Annotated in this window: 22 protein-coding genes; 15 read left to right on the top strand and 7 right to left on the bottom strand. The window is 35.0% G+C overall.

What is annotated here, in order from left to right; translation table 11 throughout:
* Positions 1–785: 785 nt before the first annotated feature.
* The 3 genes from ACFQ39_RS09140 to ACFQ39_RS09130 all read left to right on the top strand — a co-directional run bounded on the left by ACFQ39_RS09140 (position 786) and on the right by ACFQ39_RS09130 (position 3,418).
* Positions 786–2,012: an NADP-dependent isocitrate dehydrogenase gene (locus ACFQ39_RS09140; protein ID WP_377178276.1), complete on the top strand. Its 1,227-nt coding sequence runs from the start codon at positions 786–788 to the stop codon at positions 2,010–2,012.
* A 100-nt stretch (positions 2,013–2,112) separates the two neighbouring features.
* On the top strand, positions 2,113–2,355 hold the full coding sequence (locus tag ACFQ39_RS09135; RefSeq protein WP_377178274.1) for a DUF6095 family protein: 243 nt from the start codon (positions 2,113–2,115) through the stop codon (positions 2,353–2,355).
* Entirely contained in the window at positions 2,345–3,418 is a 1,074-nt protein-coding gene (locus tag ACFQ39_RS09130) for a D-alanine--D-alanine ligase (protein WP_377178272.1), read from the top strand. The genes ACFQ39_RS09135 and ACFQ39_RS09130 overlap by 11 nt, the downstream gene beginning before the upstream one ends.
* Here ACFQ39_RS09130 and ACFQ39_RS09125 read toward each other — a convergent pair.
* From ACFQ39_RS09125 to ACFQ39_RS09110, 4 genes are read right to left on the bottom strand one after another with little or no spacing between them, the layout of a single operon-like run.
* Positions 3,402–3,908: a DinB family protein gene (locus ACFQ39_RS09125; RefSeq protein WP_377178270.1), complete on the bottom strand. Its 507-nt coding sequence runs from the start codon at positions 3,906–3,908 to the stop codon at positions 3,402–3,404. The genes ACFQ39_RS09130 and ACFQ39_RS09125 overlap by 17 nt on opposite strands.
* Positions 3,909–3,941: 33 nt before the next feature.
* Positions 3,942–4,559: a LysE family transporter gene (locus ACFQ39_RS09120; protein ID WP_377178268.1), complete on the bottom strand. Its 618-nt coding sequence runs from the start codon at positions 4,557–4,559 to the stop codon at positions 3,942–3,944.
* A 1-nt stretch (position 4,560) separates the two neighbouring features.
* A complete protein-coding gene (locus ACFQ39_RS09115; protein ID WP_377178266.1) occupies positions 4,561–6,024 on the bottom strand; it encodes an oligosaccharide flippase family protein in 1,464 nt (487 codons plus the stop codon).
* A gap of 6 nt (positions 6,025–6,030) precedes the next feature.
* The gene (locus ACFQ39_RS09110; RefSeq protein WP_377178264.1) at positions 6,031–7,380 is read right to left on the bottom strand and encodes an MATE family efflux transporter; all 1,350 of its coding nucleotides are present in this window, start codon (positions 7,378–7,380) and stop codon (positions 6,031–6,033) included.
* A 177-nt stretch (positions 7,381–7,557) separates the two neighbouring features.
* On the opposite strand from ACFQ39_RS09110, the gene ACFQ39_RS09105 reads away from it, so the two are divergent.
* Both ACFQ39_RS09105 and ACFQ39_RS09100 read left to right on the top strand, forming a co-directional pair.
* Positions 7,558–8,703, top strand: coding sequence for a hypothetical protein (locus ACFQ39_RS09105; protein ID WP_377178262.1), 1,146 nt, complete (start codon positions 7,558–7,560; stop codon positions 8,701–8,703).
* A gap of 21 nt (positions 8,704–8,724) precedes the next feature.
* Entirely contained in the window at positions 8,725–9,546 is an 822-nt protein-coding gene (locus ACFQ39_RS09100; RefSeq protein WP_377178260.1) for a mechanosensitive ion channel family protein, read from the top strand.
* Between the two features lie 15 nt (positions 9,547–9,561).
* On the opposite strand, the gene ACFQ39_RS09095 is transcribed toward ACFQ39_RS09100, so the two are convergent.
* Complete coding sequence (locus ACFQ39_RS09095; protein WP_377178258.1) at positions 9,562–10,866, bottom strand: MFS transporter; 1,305 nt, start codon at positions 10,864–10,866, stop codon at positions 9,562–9,564.
* A 91-nt stretch (positions 10,867–10,957) separates the two neighbouring features.
* Between ACFQ39_RS09095 and ACFQ39_RS09090 the strand changes: the two genes are divergently transcribed.
* The 4 genes from ACFQ39_RS09090 (at position 10,958) to folD (ending at position 14,617) form a co-directional block, all read left to right on the top strand.
* Complete coding sequence (locus ACFQ39_RS09090) at positions 10,958–11,830, top strand: alpha/beta fold hydrolase (RefSeq protein WP_377178256.1); 873 nt, start codon at positions 10,958–10,960, stop codon at positions 11,828–11,830.
* Between the two features lie 65 nt (positions 11,831–11,895).
* On the top strand, positions 11,896–12,303 hold the full coding sequence (msrB, locus tag ACFQ39_RS09085; RefSeq protein ID WP_377179984.1) for a peptide-methionine (R)-S-oxide reductase MsrB: 408 nt from the start codon (positions 11,896–11,898) through the stop codon (positions 12,301–12,303).
* 88 nt (positions 12,304–12,391) lie between these two features.
* Positions 12,392–13,720, top strand: a complete 1,329-nt coding sequence (gene ffh, locus ACFQ39_RS09080; protein ID WP_377178254.1) for a signal recognition particle protein — start codon at positions 12,392–12,394, stop codon at positions 13,718–13,720.
* A 21-nt stretch (positions 13,721–13,741) separates the two neighbouring features.
* The gene (gene folD, locus ACFQ39_RS09075; protein ID WP_377178252.1) at positions 13,742–14,617 is read left to right on the top strand and encodes a bifunctional methylenetetrahydrofolate dehydrogenase/methenyltetrahydrofolate cyclohydrolase FolD; all 876 of its coding nucleotides are present in this window, start codon (positions 13,742–13,744) and stop codon (positions 14,615–14,617) included.
* 1 nt (position 14,618) lies between these two features.
* Here folD and ACFQ39_RS09070 read toward each other — a convergent pair whose 3' ends face one another.
* Positions 14,619–15,956, bottom strand: a complete 1,338-nt coding sequence (locus tag ACFQ39_RS09070; protein ID WP_377178250.1) for a tetratricopeptide repeat protein — start codon at positions 15,954–15,956, stop codon at positions 14,619–14,621.
* A gap of 210 nt (positions 15,957–16,166) precedes the next feature.
* Here ACFQ39_RS09070 and pyrR point away from each other — a divergent pair, with 210 nt between their 5' ends.
* Genes pyrR through ACFQ39_RS09045 form a run of 5 tightly spaced genes read left to right on the top strand, consistent with a single transcriptional unit; the run spans position 16,167 to position 19,342 of the window.
* Entirely contained in the window at positions 16,167–16,721 is a 555-nt protein-coding gene (pyrR, locus tag ACFQ39_RS09065) for a bifunctional pyr operon transcriptional regulator/uracil phosphoribosyltransferase PyrR (RefSeq protein ID WP_377178248.1), read from the top strand.
* A 21-nt stretch (positions 16,722–16,742) separates the two neighbouring features.
* Positions 16,743–17,675: an aspartate carbamoyltransferase catalytic subunit gene (locus tag ACFQ39_RS09060; protein ID WP_377178246.1), complete on the top strand. Its 933-nt coding sequence runs from the start codon at positions 16,743–16,745 to the stop codon at positions 17,673–17,675.
* On the top strand, positions 17,676–18,044 hold the full coding sequence (locus ACFQ39_RS09055; RefSeq protein ID WP_377178244.1) for a ribonuclease Z: 369 nt from the start codon (positions 17,676–17,678) through the stop codon (positions 18,042–18,044).
* Between the two features lie 9 nt (positions 18,045–18,053).
* The gene (locus ACFQ39_RS09050) at positions 18,054–18,419 is read left to right on the top strand and encodes a T9SS type A sorting domain-containing protein (protein ID WP_377178242.1); all 366 of its coding nucleotides are present in this window, start codon (positions 18,054–18,056) and stop codon (positions 18,417–18,419) included.
* Positions 18,416–19,342 (top strand): ribonuclease Z, encoded by a 927-nt coding sequence (locus ACFQ39_RS09045; RefSeq protein ID WP_377178240.1) that lies wholly within the window; start codon positions 18,416–18,418, stop codon positions 19,340–19,342. Before ACFQ39_RS09050 ends, ACFQ39_RS09045 begins: the two co-directional genes overlap by 4 nt.
* Here ACFQ39_RS09045 and miaE read toward each other — a convergent pair whose 3' ends face one another.
* Positions 19,343–19,924: a tRNA-(ms[2]io[6]A)-hydroxylase gene (miaE, locus tag ACFQ39_RS09040; protein ID WP_377178239.1), complete on the bottom strand. Its 582-nt coding sequence runs from the start codon at positions 19,922–19,924 to the stop codon at positions 19,343–19,345.
* 223 nt (positions 19,925–20,147) lie between these two features.
* Between miaE and dnaK the strand changes: the two genes are divergently transcribed.
* Positions 20,148–22,046: a molecular chaperone DnaK gene (gene dnaK / locus ACFQ39_RS09035; RefSeq protein WP_377178237.1), complete on the top strand. Its 1,899-nt coding sequence runs from the start codon at positions 20,148–20,150 to the stop codon at positions 22,044–22,046.
* Positions 22,047–22,069: the final 23 nt, after the last annotated feature.

Below are 22,069 nucleotides of genomic sequence, written 5' to 3'. Positions count from 1 at the left end.
AAATTTGATTTTTTTGGCTTAAACTGTTATCTAGAGTATATTTATAAAACAATTTTAGAAGGAAATTTTTAAACACTTGTTTTACTCGGGGATAAAAATTGAGTTTTAAAGTTGTATGAGTTGGTTCTTTTAGAGTTAACTTTAGGTTTAGGAAATTTTGCTGAGTATTTAGCACGAATCATTTGGTAAAAACATTTTCCGAAAACCTCAGTTCACAGAAAACAATAAAGCAATAGTTTTAGAATTTGAAGTGAACTTGACGAAACTGTTATAAATGATTTGAATTTTATTCGAACAATTTGTAAAAGTTTCTGAAAAGGCCATAAAAAGGTTAAAATCTTTTTATGGCTTTTGTTTTTTTATGATTTTATACACAATTGTTTATAAGATTTGTTTACAAACTGTTTGTAAAATAAAATTTCTAAAACAGTTTAACTGATTGACAAAGATTAAATTTGATCGAGTCTTTTCATTAAGAGATGCATTCCCTTGCTATTGTTATGAAATTGGATGTATCGCAATCAATTGACTCAAAATAGTTTTTCAACTTTATTTCAAAGTGTTTAGCGCATAAAGAGAAATGGAAATGAAAAACATCATGGAGTTATCTCCCTAAAAAGTCACACAATTCATTGTGTAAACTTTCTCAATTGAAGCCATACATTTTTGTATGGCTTCTTTGTTTTTAAAGGGAGTTTTTATTATTCCTGTTTTAATTCGTTTTTAATAGTGAAACTTTTAATTGTTTTTTATATTTGCAACATTTTAAACTAAAGTAAACAATAATGACCAAAATTAATGTTGCAAATCCTGTTGTTGAGCTTGATGGCGATGAGATGACAAGAATCATATGGAAATTCATCAAAGAGCAGTTGATTTTACCGTATTTAAATGTAGATATCAAATATTTCGATTTAGGTGTAGAACATCGAGATGAAACCAGCGACCAGGTAACAATAGATGCTGCTGAGGCAATAAAAAAATACAATGTTGGTATTAAATGTGCTACGATTACTCCGGATGAAGACCGAGTAAAAGAATTTAGCTTGAAGAAAATGTGGAGATCTCCAAATGGCACAATCAGAAACATCGTAGGTGGAACTATTTTTAGAGAGCCAATCATCATGAAAAATGTACCTAGGTATGTTCAAGGTTGGACCAAACCAATTTGTATTGGTAGACATGCTTTTGGAGATCAATATAAAGCAACTGATTTTGTAACGAAAGGAAAAGGGAAACTGACATTGACTTTCAAACCTGAAAACGGAGATCCGGAACAGACTTTTGAAGTGTATAATTTTCAAGAGGATGGAGTAGCATTGGCCATGTACAATATAGATTCTTCTATCTATGGGTTTGCAAGATCAAGTTTTAATCAGGCATTGACAAAAGGTTGGCCATTGTATATGAGTACGAAAAACACGATCCTAAAAGCTTATGACGGAAGATTCAAAGATATTTTTGAAGAAGTGTATCAGAATGAATTCAAAGATAAATTTGAGAAAGCCGGTATTACTTATGAGCATAGATTGATTGATGATATGGTGGCTTCTGCAATGAAATGGTCTGGTGGTTTTGTTTGGGCTTGTAAAAATTATGATGGTGATGTTCAGTCAGATACTGTTGCCCAAGGATTTGGTTCTTTAGGATTAATGACCTCAGTTCTTGTTACTCCAGATGGAAAAACAGTTGAAGCAGAGGCGGCGCATGGTACAGTAACACGTCATTATAGACAACATCAATTAGGCAAAAAAACATCTACTAATCCAATTGCATCAATTTTTGCATGGACAAGAGGTTTGGAACACAGAGGGAAATTAGATAACAATCAAGATTTGATCAACTTCTGTCATCAATTGGAAAAAGTTTGTATCGATACAGTGGAAAGCGGTAAAATGACCAAAGACCTTGCTCTTTTAATCCACGGAGATAAATTGACTTCAAAAGATTACCTCAACACTGAGGACTTTTTGGAAATTTTAAAAGTAAATTTAGAAAAGGCCTTAGCTTAATTTTAATTTTCAGTGTAAAACTCCAATATTTTTACCAAGATATTGGAGTTTTTTTATACCCTTACTTTGAAAATGATTATTTTAGTCTAAACCTTTGATCATGTCCAAATCAAGAAAATTGAAATCCAATCCATTATTAATGAAAGGGTTCAAATATTTGGCGGTTGCCTTGCCGCTGTTATTCCTATCCCCTATCATCATTACGATGGGTTTCAAATTAATCAATAAAAACGGTTCGGTATTCCTGCTAATTTTGGGAATAGTATTGGCCATATTTACAATTTTGTTAGTTACTCAGGGCATCAGAGTACTCCTCAAAGCACTTTTTGAACATGGGTCTTAAAACATTTTTTATTAAGACAACCCAATGGGAATATTGGCCCAGCTATTTATATTATCTACCTCTTTTTCCTTTCTTTCTAAAAAAAACAATCGCAGCTAAAAGTTTGGTGTATTTTTCTGCTACAAATCCTGGTATTTTTTATTCGGGCAACGGTACAGAGAGTAAATACCAAACCCTCATGCTACTGCCCAAGGAGTATAGACCGAAAAGTATATTCATAAAAAAAAATGAAAATCTAGACAAAGTTTTAATCGAATGCAAAGCTGAGAACATTAACTTTCCGTGTATTTTAAAACCCGACATTGGTTTTAGAGGTTATATGGTTAAAAAAATAGAAAATGAAAAGATGTTCAAAAATTATCTGTCTACATTTCCATTTGATGTCATACTTCAAGATTTTATTGATTATAAAAATGAAATTGGTGTTTTTTACTATAGAATGCCTACCTCTCAAAAAGGAAAAATCACTTCCATTACCATTAAAAAATATTTAAAAATTTTTGGAGATGGCCAAAGCACGCTTGAAGAACTAATTTTAAAAGATTCGAGAGCATCTTTATATTTAGATTTGCTCAAAAACATCCAACACCAAAATCTTCAAAAAATTTATCCAAAAAACGAAGAGATTCTATTGTCAGAAATCGGAAATCATTCAAAGGGAACACAATTTCTTAATGGAAATCATTTGATTAACGAAAAACTAACGGCCTTAATAGACAAAATCAGCTTTCAAACAGAAGGTTGGTATTATGGCAGATTGGATTTGAAATATGATAATTTTGACGATCTTCTAAATGGCAAAAATTTTAAAATAATTGAAATAAATGGAATTATTTCTGAACCCACTCATATTTATGATGCCACACATCCGGAAGCCAGCTATCTAGAAGCCATTGAAACAATCAAACAACACTGGTTAATTATTGATGAAATTGCGAAGATGAATACCGCCAATAATGAAATTAAATTACCTACTTTAAAGGAATACATAAACAATTTAAAGTTCTTACGTAACTACTCGAAAGAACTCAAGCGTATTAATCAAATTAATTTAAATTTTTAGAATTTACTTCTGCTCTTGGCGTAGTTGGATTATAACCAAAATCAGCATCGGGTAAGGAAATACCCAATTGATGAATGATATAGCCGATACTGGCAAAATGATGTATGGCATGGCTATGGGCCTGAATTAAAATCGCAGCGAGAGTATATTGAGCCTCTAATTTACCTAAACCTAAATCATCATGAACAGAAACCATTACTTCCAATTCTTGATCTGAAAGATCAGACAATTTATCATGGATACGGTTAAAATAACTAATGCAAAGTTCTTTATCCTGTTCTACCAAAACATTGCGTTTTCTATGGGTTAGATCAATATTTCCGGAAGGTAAACCGTCAAAAATACAGTCAAAAACATCTAATACATGTCGCATATGGATGCCGATACTCGAAAAATACGGAGCCACAGAATTATCATTAAATTGTGCATCGTCTACTTCTACCACAAGCTTCTTTCCTCTTTCAAGATTTTGTAAAATGGCATCAATCATTCCAAACTTTTAATATTTTCGTGAATTTAATAATTAATTATTGAATATATTAATCAAAGTAAAAATTGCTAAAAAAAAGAATAATATACTCAACAAGTAATTCAAATTTCTGGCAATATATTTTGCTCTTTTTATTAAGACATCTGAAAGTAATACGAATAAAGTAAATAGGGCAAATGCGCCAAAAAATGCGCCAAAAACAAAGAATAAAATATAATTTCTCTCTAAGATCAATATATCTCTTGATTCTAATAATGTACTATAAACCAAGTAATAGGGAATTGCAAGCATGTTTAATGCAGACATAATCATTCCCATAAAAAAGAAATTGCTACTTTGAATTTTACTTTCCTTCGAATTCTTTTTTCTAGCCAACCAAAAGAAAAAACCACTCAATAAAAACAGTACAATAACACCCAAAAAAGAGATGTTTTCGATGATTTCAGGATGCTTTGCAAAATAATTGGCAAAATATAGCGCAATAAAAGCCTGCGGAATAACAATAAGTGCGGCCCCCAAGGAGAATAAAAAACCTGCCTTCTTATCTACTGCTACGGCGGTTTTCATTGCTGTCATATTTAGCATACCCGGTGGAAGTAAACCTGCAAAAGCCATTATAAAACCAATGACAAAATGTTGAAAAAAATCCAAATTAGGTTCTTTTTAAAAGATGTCTAAACCATTTCTCAAATTCAAGAGACAGTTTAAATTTAAGTATTAAAACACTATAAACTAACACAATAAAAATAGATTTAAATGCAATATTAAAAAAAGGATTTTCAAAAACCTCAACCCTTTCAAATATAAAATATAATATAGCTAAAAAAAGAATGAGTAATACAATCTTAAGGTCAAAAGGCTGCATTTTCATTTTAATCTGAACATAGATCACTCTAAGTAAACTAAAAACAGCCACAACAATTAAAGTAGAAATGGCTGCCCCATTGATTCCCATTTTTTCTATAAGTATTTTATTCAGAAAAATAACACTTACTGCCATGCCAATAGAGAAGTAAAAAAAACTTTTGTAATACTTCGAATTTGTTAAAATTGCACCATTTGTACCAATAGATAGTTTAATCATTTCTGCTATAGAAACAATCAATACAACCAAAATACCCGCACTAAATTGAGGCTTATTTATAATTCGATATAAATCTTCAACATTGCAATTAATGAGTAAAAACAGTAACCCGCCAAAAACCAATAATGTGGATGCGCTTTTCTTATACAAACTACTCACTTCCTGTAGATTATTATTTTGAATTTCCTTTGCTGTTATAGGGTTTATGATTTGCTGCATAGCTCTGGAAGGTATACTAATAACTGAAGCGATATAAACCCCAACCGAATAATATGCAACCTTGGCTATTTGCTCCATTTGAGGAATCATAAACTTATCTATTTCCAATAAAATCGTACCTGCAGAACCGGCTAAAATAATGTAAAAAGAAAAAGAGAGTATTTCTTTTACGTTATAAGGCCACGCCCACTTAAAACTTTTGGGCTTATAAACATGAAAGGCATAAATCATCATAATGATCATTCTAATGAAATAAACAAGAACGACAGCCAAAATAAATTGTTCCTCATCTATGACTTTTAAATACACTAGAAATAATAAAATCATGACGGCCAAGCGCGCAAATATTTCTTTGATAAAATTTCCATAAACCGATTTTAAATGAACCCTACACCAAGAATAGAATACTTCAAAATAACCCATACAGACCGCCACAATAAAAATAAGCACTGTATAATCTCTGATAATCGCATTTTCTTTACTAATCCATTCAGCAATTTTATCATAAAATACAGAAGCGAAAAAACCTAAAGGAAGTATTATAAACAGAGGAAGTACAAGGGTCATTAATAAAAACTGATCTCGGTCTTTCTCCTTATCATAACTATAAAAAAATTTAACAATGGTATTTTGCATACCCAGCACCAATACAGGCATTAACAAGTTTGCAGTAGAAAGTAAAAATGTTACTAAGCCGTAGTAATCATCACTCAAAAAATGGGTAAATAGAAAAAGTACGTTAATCCCACCAATAAAAAACCCCAAGAATATAATGAGCGTATTTTTATATGTTTGATTGAGTACTACACCCATAAATTCTCAAGAATTTTGATGAATTAATTTCTTCGAAAGGTAGTTAAATCGCAAAAATAAAAAAACTGCTGAAGCTGTTAATCCTACCAATAAACCTATCCAGATTCCTTGGGAACCAAAATCCAATTTTTTACCTAATAAATAACTAACTGGTAGTCCGATAACCCAATAGGCAATAAATGTAATGTAAGTCGGAATTTTAACATCTTGCATCCCCCTAAGTGCGCCTAAAACAACAACTTGTATACCATCCGATAATTGAAACAAACCTGCAATAAGTAATAGGGAAGCTGCAGTTTCAATCACTTCCTTATTTTCGATGTAGGCCACAGGCAAAATATTCTTAAGTAGAAAAAACAAGATGGCAAATATAAATTCAATGATAAAAATTTGAAGAAAAATAGAAAAGCTAATTCTTCTCAAATTATTGAAATCTTTAAGTCCCTTTTGATTTCCCACACGAATTGTGGCTGTGACACCCAATCCAACGGCAATCATAAATGTCATGGAAGCTAAATTTAATGCTATCTGATTTGCCGCCTGATCTATTGTACCTAAAGTTCCAGCCAGCCATATGGCCGCTGTAAAAATTCCAACCTCAAATAACATTTGCATGGCCGAAGGAAATCCTAAATTAATAATCTTACTCATAGCGGGTTTGGAGATCTTAATTTTCCTCAAGTTATCAATATAGGGTCGAAACTTTATTTTTGAATGAACAATATACATCATGAAGAACATCATTGCGAACCTTGAAAAAAGAGTTCCCAATGCAGCACCATTTACCTCCATTCTTGGAAAAATCCAAAAACCATAAATCAGCACAAAATTCAACACTACATTCACAACATTCGAAACCAAGGTTGCATTCATACCATGCTTGGTTTGGGACAAGCCATCAGTAAACTGCTTGTATGCTTGAAAGACCATCAATGGGATCATCGAAAAAGCCACAATATACAGATAAGGCACGGCTAATTCTACAACTTCGGGCGGTTGATCCATATACCTGAGCAATGGTGCTGACATAATTAACAATAGAAACATCACGACCCCTAAGATCAAGCACATGATCAAACCATTTTGAAAATAAAGTCGAGCCCTCAAAGTATTTTTTTCACCATCCGCTTCGGCAATCAAGGGGGTTATAGCCAAAGAAAATCCAATTCCAAGGGCAAAGGCAACAAAAACAAAACTGTTACCCAAAGATACTGCGGCCAAAGGTGCAGGACCCAGCCTACCCACCATCACATTATCTGCCAAACCCACTAGAATATGACCTAAATGACCAAGCATAACCGGATAAGCTAATTTTAAATTATATCTGAATTCTGATGTATATGACTTTAGATTCAATTAGTTAGTTGTTATAACGCTTTTTCGACATGAACAAAGTAAGTAATTTAATTACTAATCAATTATGGATAGCCAAATATTTGAAAAAATTCAATCCTATTGACGCTGATTAAAAAAATAAAAATTGTTTATCTTTGGTACGATTCATGTTCTAACCAAAACATATCTTATTACTTTATGAAAATATTTCAAAAATTCTTATTCCCTATCCTACTTTTTTGCTTTGTATCTGTTTCTGGACAGGACGTAACGACTATCGAAGCGGCAAACGCAGATATTAGCGACAATTTAGATTTGGAAGCAGTAGCTTCAATATTTGGTGAGTCAAAAGATATTGAGGATTTTGAGCGACGTTTGAACGATCCTAAAATACAAATTAATAACCTCGACTTAAACAATGATGGAGAGGTAGATTACCTTAGGGTCATGGAAACTGCGAGTGGTAATGTTCATACTTTGTCTATAGAATCTGTGTTGGCAAAAGACCAGTACCAACAAGTAGCAACAATTGATGTGGTAAAAGATAAAAGTAATAAAACCCAAGTTCAGGTTGTGGGAAATGTAGATATGTACGGTCCTAATTATTATATCAACCCTGTTTATCCTGTGGTTCCCGTATTTTTTACTTTTTTTTGGATGGCAACTTATAGGCCGTGGTATTCTCCTTGGTATTGGGGCTACCATCCTCCCTATTGGAATCCATGGAGACCTTATTCTCCCTATGCTTATCGCAGTAATGTGCATGTCCATATCAATATTCACAATACCTACAATTATAATAATGTTCGAATAAATAATTCTAGAAATACGATCAATAACAATAATAATTCTTACTTCAGAAATAATCCGAACCAGAGCTTTGATAAACGTAATCCGGGTGTTTCCAATAGAGCGGCATTAGCAGACAACAGAAAACAAGCCGCCAATAGGGCAGGAATTAATAACAAGTCAGACCTGGAACGAGTAGCGAGGGATAAAGGCGTTACGAGTAGAGATGACTTAAAGACAAGAGATTATCAAAGTACAGGTAGACCTGTTACAAAACCAAATAATCCTTCTTCCCAACCTGCAACGAGACCCTCAACAAGTCAACCGTCTGCTCGTCCAAGTACTGGGAAACCCACAACAAATCAACCTTCGGCTAGACCAGCAACGAGACCTAGTACCAATCAACCAAGTGCAAGGCCTAGTACTCCATCATATCAGAAACCGACAAGCTCAAGACCGAGTTATTCAAGGCCAAAGTCTGCGCAGGCTAGGCCTGCTCCCCGACCTCAAACCACAAGAGCTGCAACACCTAAAGGATCTTATAGAAGAAGATAATATCAAAATAATCATTTACCTATGAATATTGAAAATTTAATGACCGAGTTAAGTCATTTTGTAATAACCTATGGCCCAAAATTAATTGGGGCAATACTTGTTTGGTTTATTGGTTCATTTGTGATTCGTAAAATAACTCGGGCACTTCATACAATAATGGATAAGAGAGATCTTGATGCATCTTTAAAACCATTTTTAAAGAGTTTATCCGGAATCATCTTAAAACTTTTACTCATTATTACGGTATTGAGTATGTTAGGAGTAGAAATGACCTCATTTATTGCTATTCTTGGAGCAGCAGGTTTAGCAGTTGGATTGGCTTTACAGGGATCTCTTCAAAACTTTGCCGGCGGAGTGATCATTTTACTTTTCAAACCATATAAAGTTGGAGATTTTATAGAAACCCAAGGTTATCTTGGAACGGTTAAAGAAATACTGATTTTTCACACAACACTAAAAACAGCAGATAACAAAATTGTCATCATCCCAAACGGTAATCTGTCTAATGGATCTTTAATTAATTATTCGAAAGAGGAAAACAGGAGAGTTGATTTTACATTTGGTATAGCTTATGGTGAAAGTGTAGAACAGGCGAGAAAATTAATCATTGATATTTTTAATCAAGATGATAGAATACTTCATGAGCCGGCAGAACCCTTTGTCGCTCTTTCGACCTTGGCCGACAGCTCTGTAAACTTGACAGCGAGGGTATGGGTAAAAGGAGAAAACTATTGGCCTGTTTTTTTTGAGACCAACGAAAAGGTTTACAAGGCAATGAACGAAGCGGGAATTAGTATTCCATTCCCACAAATGGATGTTCATTTAATTGGAAATAAGAAGTAAAAAAAGACACACAATTTAGGAAAGGTCTTTTCTTTTGATAAAACTCAGAACAATTAGGCTGACAAAAAAGAATAGGGTAATTAGTAAAATAGATACTCTCATTGATTCTGTGATCGCCAGAACCAAACCAAATACAAAAGTTCCCCACACGATAGCCAGTTTTTCTGTCACGTCAAAAAAACTAAAATAGGTGGTATTGTCTTTAGTTTCAGGAAGTAATTTAGAATAGGTAGATCTTGAAAGAGTTTGAATAGCTCCTAAAACCAAACCAATAAAAAAACCTAAACCAAAAAATTTATACGTTACAAAGGGATCTTCAGGCTGGAGTAAATAGGCTCCATAACATGTTGCACACCAAATAAGTATAGTAATTTTTAGTGTAGAAACATTCCCTATTTTTCCTGATAATCTCGAAAATAAATACGCTCCGGCAATCCCTACAATTTGAATCATGATGATGGTGAGTATCAAACTACTGGTACTCAAACCTATTTCTGTTTTACCGTAAATAGTTGCTACCAAAATTACAGTTTGCACACCAATGCTATACAAAAAGAAGGAGGCCAAAAAATTGAGTAAGACAGGTTGATCATACAATTCATTTACAACTTTTCGAAGCTCTCTATACCCTTTAAAAACCAAATTTTTATCATTTCGTTTTGCATTATAATTCCCTTCAGGTAAATTTTTAAACGTGACTTGAGCAAATCCTATCCACCAAAGTCCTACAAGCAAAAAGGAAATTCTTGGGGCTAAAGTGCTACTTGTAATTCCATACCACTCGGGTTTCATGACCATCGACAAATTGAAAATCAATAAGAGTACAGATCCTAAATAACCATAGATAAAGCCCTTTGCACTTACCTTATCTTGCTGATCCTTGTAGGCAATTTCGGGTAAATAAGCGTTGTAAAAAACCAAACTTCCCCAAAAGCCAATACTCGCCAAAATAGAGAACAAAAGTCCCACCCAAAGTGTATCCAAACTATTAAAAAAGTACAACATCATCACAGAAATACTTCCCAAATAGCAAAACCCTTTTAAGTAACTCTTTTTATTGCCAACATAATCAGCAATTCCTGATAACAGCGGTGAAATCAAAGCAACAATCAAAAAGGAAATTGATAAAGAATAGGTATAAAGTGTTGTATTATTAAATTGAGTTCCAAAAAAATTGACCAACCCACTTTCAGTTTGTGTGACACTTTCGTAATAAATTGGAAAGATTGCGGTACTTATAACTAAAGAATAGACAGAATTAGCCCAATCATAAAAAGCCCAACTATTAAGTAGTTTTTTATCTCCTTTTTCTAAATTCACTTTTGTTTTTGCGGTGAAATTACAAATTTCCTAAAGATAATAATAACTTTACCCCTATTTCGAAGAAATACCCTTAAGTAATCAAATAAACATGAATCAAAAAAATGTCGATAAAATAAAAAATCAAGCGTTCAAAATACCTAAACCATTGATTTACATCGGAAAAACCTTAGAGTTGATCTCCCCAAAACTATCTGCCTTTTATTTATCTAAGATTTTTGAAACGCCACCAAAATTTAAAGTTCCTGAGCGCGAATTGATATTTAGGAAAAGTGCCAAAAATGAAATTGTACAAATACCGGGTACAGGGCAAGAAATAATGGTTTATTCCTATGGTTTTTCTAAGACAAAGGTACTCTTGCTTCACGGTTGGGCCGGTAGGGGAAGTCAGCTGCATCATTTAGCAGATAAATTACTCGAAAATCGTATGATGGTGATAAGCCCGGATGCACCCGCACATGGTTTATCTAGCGGTAAAATAACAAATATGCTCGAGTATGTGGATACAATAAATGCATTAGATAAAAAATATGGACCTTTTGATTTTGCGATTGGGCACTCATGGGGTGCCATGGCTTTATTGAATAGCATTTCACGAGGTTTAAAGGTAAAAAAGGCCGTAACCATTGGTGCTGACGATCGGATTATTGATGTACTTACAAGCTTCGTTCAGAAATTTGAAGTGAAAGATGAAATAGCTGAGATTATCTTGAACTATTATGCTAAGAAATTCAACATTGGCATTCACGATTTTGATTCAACTGTAGCTGCGACTGAAATAAAAATTCCTATCCTGGTTATTCATGATACAGCAGATGCTTTTGTACCTGTAAGGAGTGCAATTACATTGCGTCAAAAACTTGAAAAAGGTTCTTTACTTATTACGAATAACTTAGGACATCATAAAATTTTTAAAGATCCTTTTGTGTTAAAACGTATCATACAATTTATTCAAGAAAAATGACAAAAGTATATGTAGTAGGATTATTCATTATCCTTCAAAGTCTAACCCTTTCAGCACAAAATAACATGGAAAACAAACAACGTAAAGTAAACAAAACAGAGGATGAATGGAAAAAAATCCTCACTCCGGAGCAATATTATATTTTAAGGGAGAAAGGGACCGACAGACCAGGAGATTACGGTTACACCAATCATTTTGAAAAAGGAACCTATTTTTGCACGGCCTGCAATGCACAATTGTTCGAGTCTAATTCTAAATTTCAGAGTCATTGTGGTTGGCCTAGTTTTGACGATGCAATAGAAGGAGCTGTGGAATATAAAATCGATAAAAGTCACGGAATGATTAGAACTGAAATTCTTTGTAATTCTTGCGGAGGGCATCTCGGACATATCTTTGACGATGGACCTCAAGACACTACGGGCAAAAGGTATTGTGTTAATAGTACCTCCATTACATTTAAAAAAGGCTCATAGTCTTTCGTTTTTGTAGAAAACATCTTTTTTCGGGGTTTGAAGCTTCCTCATTATTGTTATCTTTGCAGCCTAAATATAATTTACAGGTATGTTTAATAATTTAAGCGACAAACTTGACAAGGCGTTTCATGTTTTAAAAGGACATGGGAGCATTACTGAAATTAATGTAGCAGAAACGCTTAAAGAAGTCCGTAGAGCACTTCTCGATGCCGATGTTAACTACAAAATTGCCAAAGATTTTACTGCGAAAGTAAAGGACGAAGCCATTGGTCAGGATGTATTGACAACCCTTAATCCTGGACAATTAATGGTGAAAATTGTCAAGGATGAATTAGCTCAATTGATGGGCGGTGAGGCTTCAGGTATTAATTTATCTGGCAACCCTTCAATTATTTTGATGTCGGGTTTACAAGGTTCTGGTAAAACGACTTTCTCTGGCAAACTTGCACTCTTCTTAAAGAATAAAAAATCAAAACAACCTTTACTCGTTGCCTGTGATGTATATCGTCCTGCCGCGATCAACCAGTTGAAAGTTGTCGGTGAGCAAATTGGTGTTGAGGTATATACCGAAGAAGACAATAAAAATCCGGTAGAAATTGCTCAAAACGCAATCAAATATGCCAAGGCAAACGGAAAAAATACGGTCATTATAGATACTGCAGGTCGTTTAGCCGTGGATGAAGAAATGATGAATGAAATTTCTAATATCCACAAGGCCATTCAACCTCAAGAAACCCTATTTGTAGTTGACTCGATGACGGGGCAGGATGCCGTTAATACAGCAAAAGCTTTTAATGACATACTAAATTTCGACGGAGTAATTCTCACAAAATTAGACGGTGATACCCGTGGTGGAGCTGCTTTATCTATCAAATCTGTCGTCAATAAACCGATTAAATTTATTGGTACTGGAGAAAAAATGGAAGCCATCGATATCTTCTATCCAGAAAGGATGGCAGAAAGGATCCTAGGGATGGGTGATGTGATTTCTTTGGTTGAAAGAGCGCAAGAACAATACGATGAAGAAGAGGCCAGAAAATTACAAAAGAAAATTGCCAAAGATGAATTTGGTTTTGATGATTTCTTAAAGCAAATTCAGCAGATCAAAAAAATGGGTAATATGAAAGACCTGGTTGGAATGATTCCAGGAGCTGGGAAAATGATGAAAGATGTTGATATTGATGATGATGCCTTTAAAGGAATCGAAGCGATGATCCATTCTATGACACCCCAAGAAAGATCCAATCCGGCTTTGATAAATGGCTCCAGAAAGAAAAGAATTGCCAAAGGTTCCGGAAACCAAGTACAAGAAGTAAATCAATTGCTCAAACAATTTTCTCAAATGAGCAAGATGATGAAAATGATGCAAGGCGGAGGTGCAAAAAAAATGATGCAGATGATGAAAGGAATGAGATAATCGCCATAAAAATTCTATACAATGATATTACTCGACGGGAAAAAGACTTCAGAAGATATTAAAAGTGAAATAGCAGAAGCCGTTGCTCAAAGAAAAACTGATGGAAAAAAAATCCCCCATTTGGCTGCTATTATTGTGGGGAATGACGGGGCAAGTATGACTTATGTAAGTAGTAAAGTAAAAGCTTGTGCCAGAGTTGGGTTTAATTCTACTTTGATCGATTTGCCCGAAGATACGACCGAAGAACAATTGTTAGACGAAATCGCTATTTTAAATAAAGACCAAGATATAGACGGTTTTATAGTTCAATTACCCCTACCAAAACATATAGATGAAGACAAGATATTGTTGGCTGTAGATCCAAATAAAGATGTAGATGGGTTTCATCCTGTAAACGTGGGTAAAATGTGTTTGGAGTTACCTACTTTTTTACCTGCCACACCTTTCGGAATTATGGAATTATTAGAGCGGTATAATATTGAAACATCGGGCAAAAATGTAGTTGTCTTAGGCAGAAGTAATATTGTTGGAAGACCCATGAGTATTTTGTTAAGTCAAAAACGCAAATGTGGTAATGCAACGGTTACACTCGCCCATAGTAGAACTAAAAATCTAAAAGAAATTACCAGTCAGGCTGATATCATTGTTGCGGCCATTGGGATTCCAGAATTTCTCACAGGTGATATGGTCAAAGATGGTGTTTCAGTGATTGATGTGGGTATCACAAGATTACCTGATGCCTCGAAAAAGAATGGATTTAGATTGGCCGGTGATGTTCATTTTGAGTCGGTAAAAGAAAAATCTTCCTTTATCACACCGGTTCCTGGCGGCGTTGGACCAATGACCATTGCCATGTTGCTTAAAAATACTTTATTGGCTTGTTCTAGAAAAGATTGAACTAATTATTGTATTTTGTAATGAGTTTTTGAACTCTGGGACTCGCATAAAAATCAGGAAACAGTTCTTGTAAAATAACCTGATAAGCATAATTGATAGAAAGGGCTCTTTCCAGATAATAAAAAGACCTTTCTTTATTTCCCAATAAAAAATGTAGTCCCGCTATCCTGAAGAGGATTTCTGCATCCGACTTAAAAATTTCTTTTGCCTCTTTTAATACGAGTAAAGCTTCACTCTCCTCTTTTGAGATCAGTAAAACATCAGCAAGTGAGAGATGCACTTCTAATTGTTCAGGATCTAAAGTGATACTCTTTTGAAATGATCCTGCAGCAGCTTCCAACTGATTCAAACGAACATAAATCTCACCGAGTTTATTCCAATAATCTGGCACTTCCTCATCAATCCCTAATGCTTTTTTAATATTCTTTAAGGCTTGGTCTAGTTTACCCTTTTTCATGTAAATATCGGTTAATGCCAACCAGCCTTTATCCAATAAAGGATCTTCATTTACCGTTTTGTTATAATATTCTAACGCCTGATTTAAGTCGCCCAATCCTTCATAACACTTCCCTATGCGGAGAAATGCAAAAGGGGTTTCGGTATCCAACTCCATGGTGAGCCTATAATATTCAATTGCCTCCTCTAACCTATTCAGTTCTTCAAGTGTTTTGGCCTTTTCGAGATGTGCACCTATAAATATATCATCAATTAAAATGGCATATTCAAAAGCCTCCAAGGCCTTTTCATAATTCTCTAAGACGAAATACTGCCTGCCCAATTGATGCCATGCAACTTCGCTATATGGATCTTTGTCTATATAATTTTTGAGATAATCAACTGCTTCTTGATGTTGGTCTGTCATGTCAAAACAATAAATGACATTATATAGGGTAGAGTAATTATCAAATTCTACATCCAAGCATTTTGCAAAGTTCTCTCGGGCAGTTTCAAATTCATCTAAATAGAGGTACTCCATACCGATCATGGAGTAAATCTCACTTGGATCTTCGCTGTATTCTAAGGCAATTTTCAAATAGGCAATCGCCTTCTTATGAACACCTTTTTTTGAATAAATAGTCGCTTTTTGAATGTAGATATCTTCGTTTGCAGGCTCTATTTCTTGAAGTTCATTCAAGATTTTTTCTGCATTCTCCAATTTTTCCTCGAGTACCAATAATTCTGCATGAACCAACTTGAGATCTACCGACAAGGGGTGTTGTCTTAAACCAAGTTGAACTGCTTTATTCGCGAGAGAGAACTTTCCATTATCTATATAGTATAGGATGATTTCTTCAAATTCATTTGCATCAAAAAAATAAACGCTATTGGTTTTCAGCATGAACTCAAATTTCGATAACGGTAATCCCCCAAAGTCGTCGAAAAATTGTTGATTCATATTCACAATTTCTTTCAAACTAAATTACAATTTCATCTTTCCAACTCACATCCATGTGCTTATTTTTCTTAACAATTTAATTAACATAAAATATTTTTCTATTCGCACACAAAAAAATGTAAATTTGCTAAACACTTATGCACTGTGCCCGGTATGACAAAAAAGACCTTACTTAATGCAAAAGAGATAGAAATCATCCTCCACCGTTTGGCTTGTCAACTTATCGAAAACCATTTAGATTTTTCAGAAACCATCTTGGTTGGCTTGCAACCCAGAGGTGTTTTTCTTTGCAATCGATTGGTCAACATTTTGGAAGAAGAGTACAATATCAAAAAGATCTTAAAGGGAAAATTAGACATCACTTTTTATAGAGACGATTTTAGAAGAAGAGATGCTCCCATTGAAGCCAACAGAACAGAAATCGACTTTTTAGTTGAAGATAAAAAGATCGTTTTTATTGATGATGTGCTCTATTCAGGCAGAAGTACCCGCGCTGCTCTCACAGCGATCCAGGCCTTTGGCAGGCCCAAGAAGATTGAATTATTGGTGTTGATCGATAGGCGTTTTAGCAGACATTTGCCTATTCAACCCGATTACCGAGGACGACAAGTAGATGTGATAAACAATGAACAAGTACGGGTAGACTGGAAAGAAAATGGACAAACAGATGCTGTTTATTTGGAAGAAAAATTGTCAATTATTAAATAGAAAAAGTAGAACCCGAAAAAAATGAATAAGCTTAGCGTAGACCATCTTTTGGGAATTAAACACCTCAACAAAAACGACATCGATCTTATCTTTAAAACAGCAGATCATTTCAAATCAGTCATTAACCGTCCCATTAAAAAAGTACCGTCTTTACGCGATATTACCATTGCGAATTTATTTTTCGAGAATAGTACAAGAACGCGTTTGTCATTCGAGTTGGCAGAAAAAAGACTTTCTGCAGACGTCGTGAATTTTTCTGCAGCGCAATCCAGTGTAAAAAAAGGAGAAACATTAATAGATACGGCAAATAATATTCTATCCATGAAAGTGGATATGATCGTAATGCGTCATCCTAATGAAGGGGCTGCCTATTTTTTATCTAAAAACGTCAATGCCAAAATCATCAACGCAGGTGATGGCGCACACGAACACCCTACCCAGGCATTGTTAGATTCTTATTCCATACGTGGAAAATTGGGAGGTGTTGAAGGTAAAAAAGTGGTCATCATTGGCGATATCTTACACTCAAGGGTAGCCCTATCCAATATTTATGCGCTCAAATTACAAGGAGCTGAAGTGATGTTATGTGGTCCAACTACCCTTATTCCAAAACACATTAGCGCCTTGGGCGTTAGCTATGAAAAATCTTTGATCAAAGCTTTGGAGTGGTGCGATGTTGCCAACGTACTCAGGGTACAACACGAAAGAATGGATATAAAATATTTCCCTTCCATTAGAGAGTATGTGCAACTTTTTGGAATCAATAAAAAGATTTTGGATTCATTAAACAAAGAAATTGTCATTATGCACCCCGGTCCCATCAATCGAGGAGTTGAATTGACAAGTGATGTGGCAGACTCAAAACAATCTATTATATTAAATCAGGTAGAAAATGGTGTGGCCATAAGAATGGCCGTAATTTATTTATTGGCAGAACAAATTAAACATGAATAAATGATGGGTTCAGAAATGGTGATAAAAAGAGCAAAAGGTATTTGCACAATTAAACCAAAATCAGCAAAATGGTTGAAAGATTCTAATAACAAATTATCTTTCTTTGAAGATTTTTTTCTAAATTATCCCAAGATTAAGGATGAAAATATCATTTTAGATATTTCAGGACAAGAAAATATTGATGTTCAAGAAATCTTGTTATTTTCGTCGCTGATTAAAGAACACAGAAAAAATAAAAAATCATTTGTGATTGTATCTGATCTAATAGAAACGGAAGACTTGGTGGAAGATATCTTTATTACACCTACTTGGAAGGAAGCGAAAGATGTAATCGAATTTGAAGAAATTGAAAGAGATCTAGGATTTTAAAGCGTATATATGGTAAAAAAACTACTCGTAATTTTCTTTTTAACTTTTCTCTTCTCTCAAACGACCATTGCACAAAGCGATGATATTCGTGATAAGGAAATTTTGGAAGCTGCGGAGACAGTTATTCACGATGTGATGGCTTCTCCCAATCCATTTAGTGTTTCTACCCGAATAAGGTTTTTTGCTGATGAGGAAATTGAACTGGAATTCTTTGTTAAAGATCTTCTGGGAAATACCATATTTGTACAAAAATTGAAATCGAAAAAGGGCGCAAATACCATTACTTTTTATCGGGATGATCTCGCACCCGGAATTTACATCTATTCGATTAAAACCGAAAACAAGATTATTTCCAAAAGAATAGTGATCAAATGAGTATCCAGCTCACCATATTGGGCTGCCATTCTGCTACCCCAAGAAGTGATGCACACCCTACATCTCAATACTTAGAAATAAATAACAGACATTTTTTGATCGATTGCGGCGAGGGAACGCAAATGCAACTCCGCAAAAACAAAATAAAGTTTTCGCGGATCAAACATGTCTTTATATCCCATTTGCACGGTGACCATTTCTTTGGCTTAATTGGGTTGATCTCTACTTTTGGTTTATTGAACCGTCCTCACGAATTACATATTTACGGACCAAAAGATCTTAAAGTAATCATAGAAACACAGTTACGGCTCACCAAATCTTGGGTAGATTTCCCATTACATTTTCATTTACTTTCGAGCGACAAGAGCGAATTGATCTTTGAAGATAAACAGGTATCTGTGTATACCATTCCGCTCAACCACAGAATTTACACCAATGGGTTTTTGTTTAAGGAAAAAAGAAAAGACAGAAAATTGGCCTTGGATAAAATAAAATCCTATCCCGATATTTACATTTGTGATTACCACAAAATAAAGAAAGGATTTGATTTTGTTCGTGAAAATGGAGAGATCATATCCAATGACTTACTGACAGAGAGCCCGCATGAACCTTTGAGTTATGCTTTTTGCAGCGATACATCTTATCACGAATCTATTATACCTATCATAAAGGAGGTTGATTTGCTTTACCACGAAGCTACTTTTTTAGAAGACAACAAAGAATTGGCGGAAAAAACCAAACATAGCACGGCCAAAGAGGCGGCAACCATTGCAAAGAAAGCCATGGTAAAACGACTCATTATCGGTCATTTCTCAAATCGCTATAAAGATGAACAAAGGTTCTTAAAAGAAGCCTCTGAAGTTTTTGCAGAAGTAAAACTAGCAGAAACCGATAAGGTGTTCACGATCATCAACAAGGATTAGTTATCCGTGCACTAGCGCCTGTTTGCCTTGAAGTTTCATGTATTCAGCTTCATAATCCAAAAAGTCAGACCATTTTTTATCCACAATCTCTCTGTCCTCAAATTTCCGTGCAAAACCTAAGAACAAAGTATAATGTCCTGCCTCAGATGCCAAAAGGTCTTTAAAGAAATCAGCGAGTTCTTTGTCTTCTAAGTTTTCCGACAATACTTTAAATCGTTCACAGCTTCTTGCTTCGATCACTGCAGAGATCAACAACCGATTAATTAAATTGGTCTTTCTGTCTTTTCCTTTAGGGAAGAATTTTATCAAATGCTTTGCATATGCACTATTTTGATCTATGCCCAAGACCATTCCGCGAGAAACCATGATCTCATGTACCCGTTGGAAATGCTCCAATTCTTCGATTGCAATTTCTGTCATGGCCTTTACCAATTCAGTCTCTTCAGAAAAATTAATGATCAAAGAAACAGCCGAAGCCGAAGCTTTCTGCTCTGCAAATGCGTGATCTGTTAACAACTGTGGTAAATTCTGTTCAGCAATCTTGGCCCATGAGGCTGGCGTGTCAAATTTTAATCCGAGCATAACATCTAATTTTCGGCAAAGTTCGCAAAATGTAGAACGAATAAAAAATCATTGTCATAGAAAAAACATTTCATGTTGAATTGTCTTGAAAATCAGGCATAAACTGACAGCCTGACATAAGAATATAGAAAAACATGCCAAAACCCCACTAATTTCCGAATGGCACAAAGATTGACTTAAGCAGAGAAAATAATTTTGAACAACTAATAAAAAATATATAATTATGAGTAAAATAATTGGAATAGACTTAGGAACAACCAACTCATGTGTTTCTGTGATGGAAGGAAGTGAACCGGTAGTAATTCCTAACGCTGAAGGAAAAAGAACTACACCCTCTATCGTAGCATTTGTAGAAGGTGGAGAACGCAAGGTTGGTGATCCTGCAAAACGTCAGGCTGTTACCAATCCAAAAAAGACTATATACTCTATCAAAAGATTCATGGGTAATAAATACTCAGAATGTAAAAAAGAAGCTGAAAGAGTACCTTATACTGTTGTAAAAGGAGATAATGATACACCAAGGGTAGATATTGACGGTCGTTTGTACACGCCTCAAGAGATATCTGCCATGATCTTGCAGAAAATGAAAAAGACTGCTGAAGATTATTTGGGCCACGAAGTAAAAGAAGCTGTTGTTACTGTTCCGGCATACTTTAATGATGCACAAAGACAAGCAACAAAAGAAGCCGGAGAAATTGCCGGATTAAAAATTAGCAGGATCATCAATGAGCCTACTGCTGCTGCCTTAGCTTATGGTTTAGACAAATCTGGTCACGACAAGAAAATTGCCGTATACGATTTAGGTGGAGGTACTTTTGATATCTCTATCTTAGAAATTGGCGACGGTGTTTTTGAAGTACTTTCTACAAACGGAGATACACACTTAGGTGGTGATGACTTTGACCAAGTAATTATAGACTGGTTAGCTGAAGAATTCAATAAAGAAGAAGGTATCGACTTGAGAAAAGATCCGATGGCTTTACAAAGATTGAAAGAAGCTGCTGAAAAGGCAAAAATTGAATTGTCTTCTAGTACACAAACAGAAATCAATTTACCTTATGTGACTGCAACCGCTTCAGGTCCTAAGCACTTGGTAAAAACATTGACCAGATCTCATTTCGAAAAACTATCTGATTCTTTGATCAAAAGATCGATGGCTCCGGTAAGCGCCGCATTAAAAGATGCTGATTTGAGTACTTCTGATATAGACGAAGTAATCTTGGTGGGTGGTTCTACACGTATGCCTAGAATCCAGGAAGAAGTAGAAAAATTCTTTGGTAAAAAACCTTCAAAAGGTGTAAACCCGGATGAAGTTGTAGCGATTGGTGCTGCCATTCAAGGAGGTGTATTAACCGGAGATGTAAAAGATGTTCTTTTATTAGACGTTACTCCTCTTTCTTTAGGTATCGAAACCATGGGTAATGTGATGACCAAATTAATTGAGTCTAACACAACCATCCCGACTAAAAAATCACAGGTATTCTCTACGGCTGCCGACAACCAGCCTTCTGTAGAAATTCATGTGTTGCAAGGTGAAAGAGCCATGGCCGCAGATAACAAGACCATTGGTAGATTCCATTTAGACGGTATTCCACCTGCACCGAGAGGCGTACCTCAGATCGAAGTTACTTTTGACATTGACGCGAACGGTATCATCAATGTATCGGCCAAAGATAAAGGAACAGGCAAAGAACACAACATCAGAATTGAAGCTTCATCAGGATTGTCTGAAGATGAGATCAAGAAAATGAAAGCTGATGCTGAGGCAAATGCTGAATCTGATAAGAAAGCCAGAGAAATTGCTGATAAGATCAACGGAGCTGACTCTATGATCTTCCAAACTGAGAGTCAGTTAAAAGAATTCGGCGATAAATTATCTGCAGATAAAAAAGAGCCTATCGAAGCTGCCTTGGCAGAGTTGAAAAAGGCACATGAGTCTAAAGACATCGCGCAGATAGACACAGCCATGGAGAAAATTAATGAGGCTTGGAAAGTAGCTTCTGAAGAAATGTACAAAGCACAACAAGGAGCCGGTGAACCAACAGGTGCACCTCAAGAAGAACCCGCTAATGCAGGTGGCCAAGATGATGTGGAAGATGTAGATTTTGAAGAAGTAAAATAAGCATCAAAATAGATATCATGAAA

The sequence above is a fragment of the Namhaeicola litoreus genome (genome assembly GCF_042679565.1).
Classification (GTDB): Bacteria; Bacteroidota; Bacteroidia; order Flavobacteriales; family Flavobacteriaceae; genus Namhaeicola; species Namhaeicola litoreus.
The sequence above is the reverse complement of the archived record's forward strand: the minus strand, read 5'-3'. Positions and strand labels throughout refer to the sequence as shown.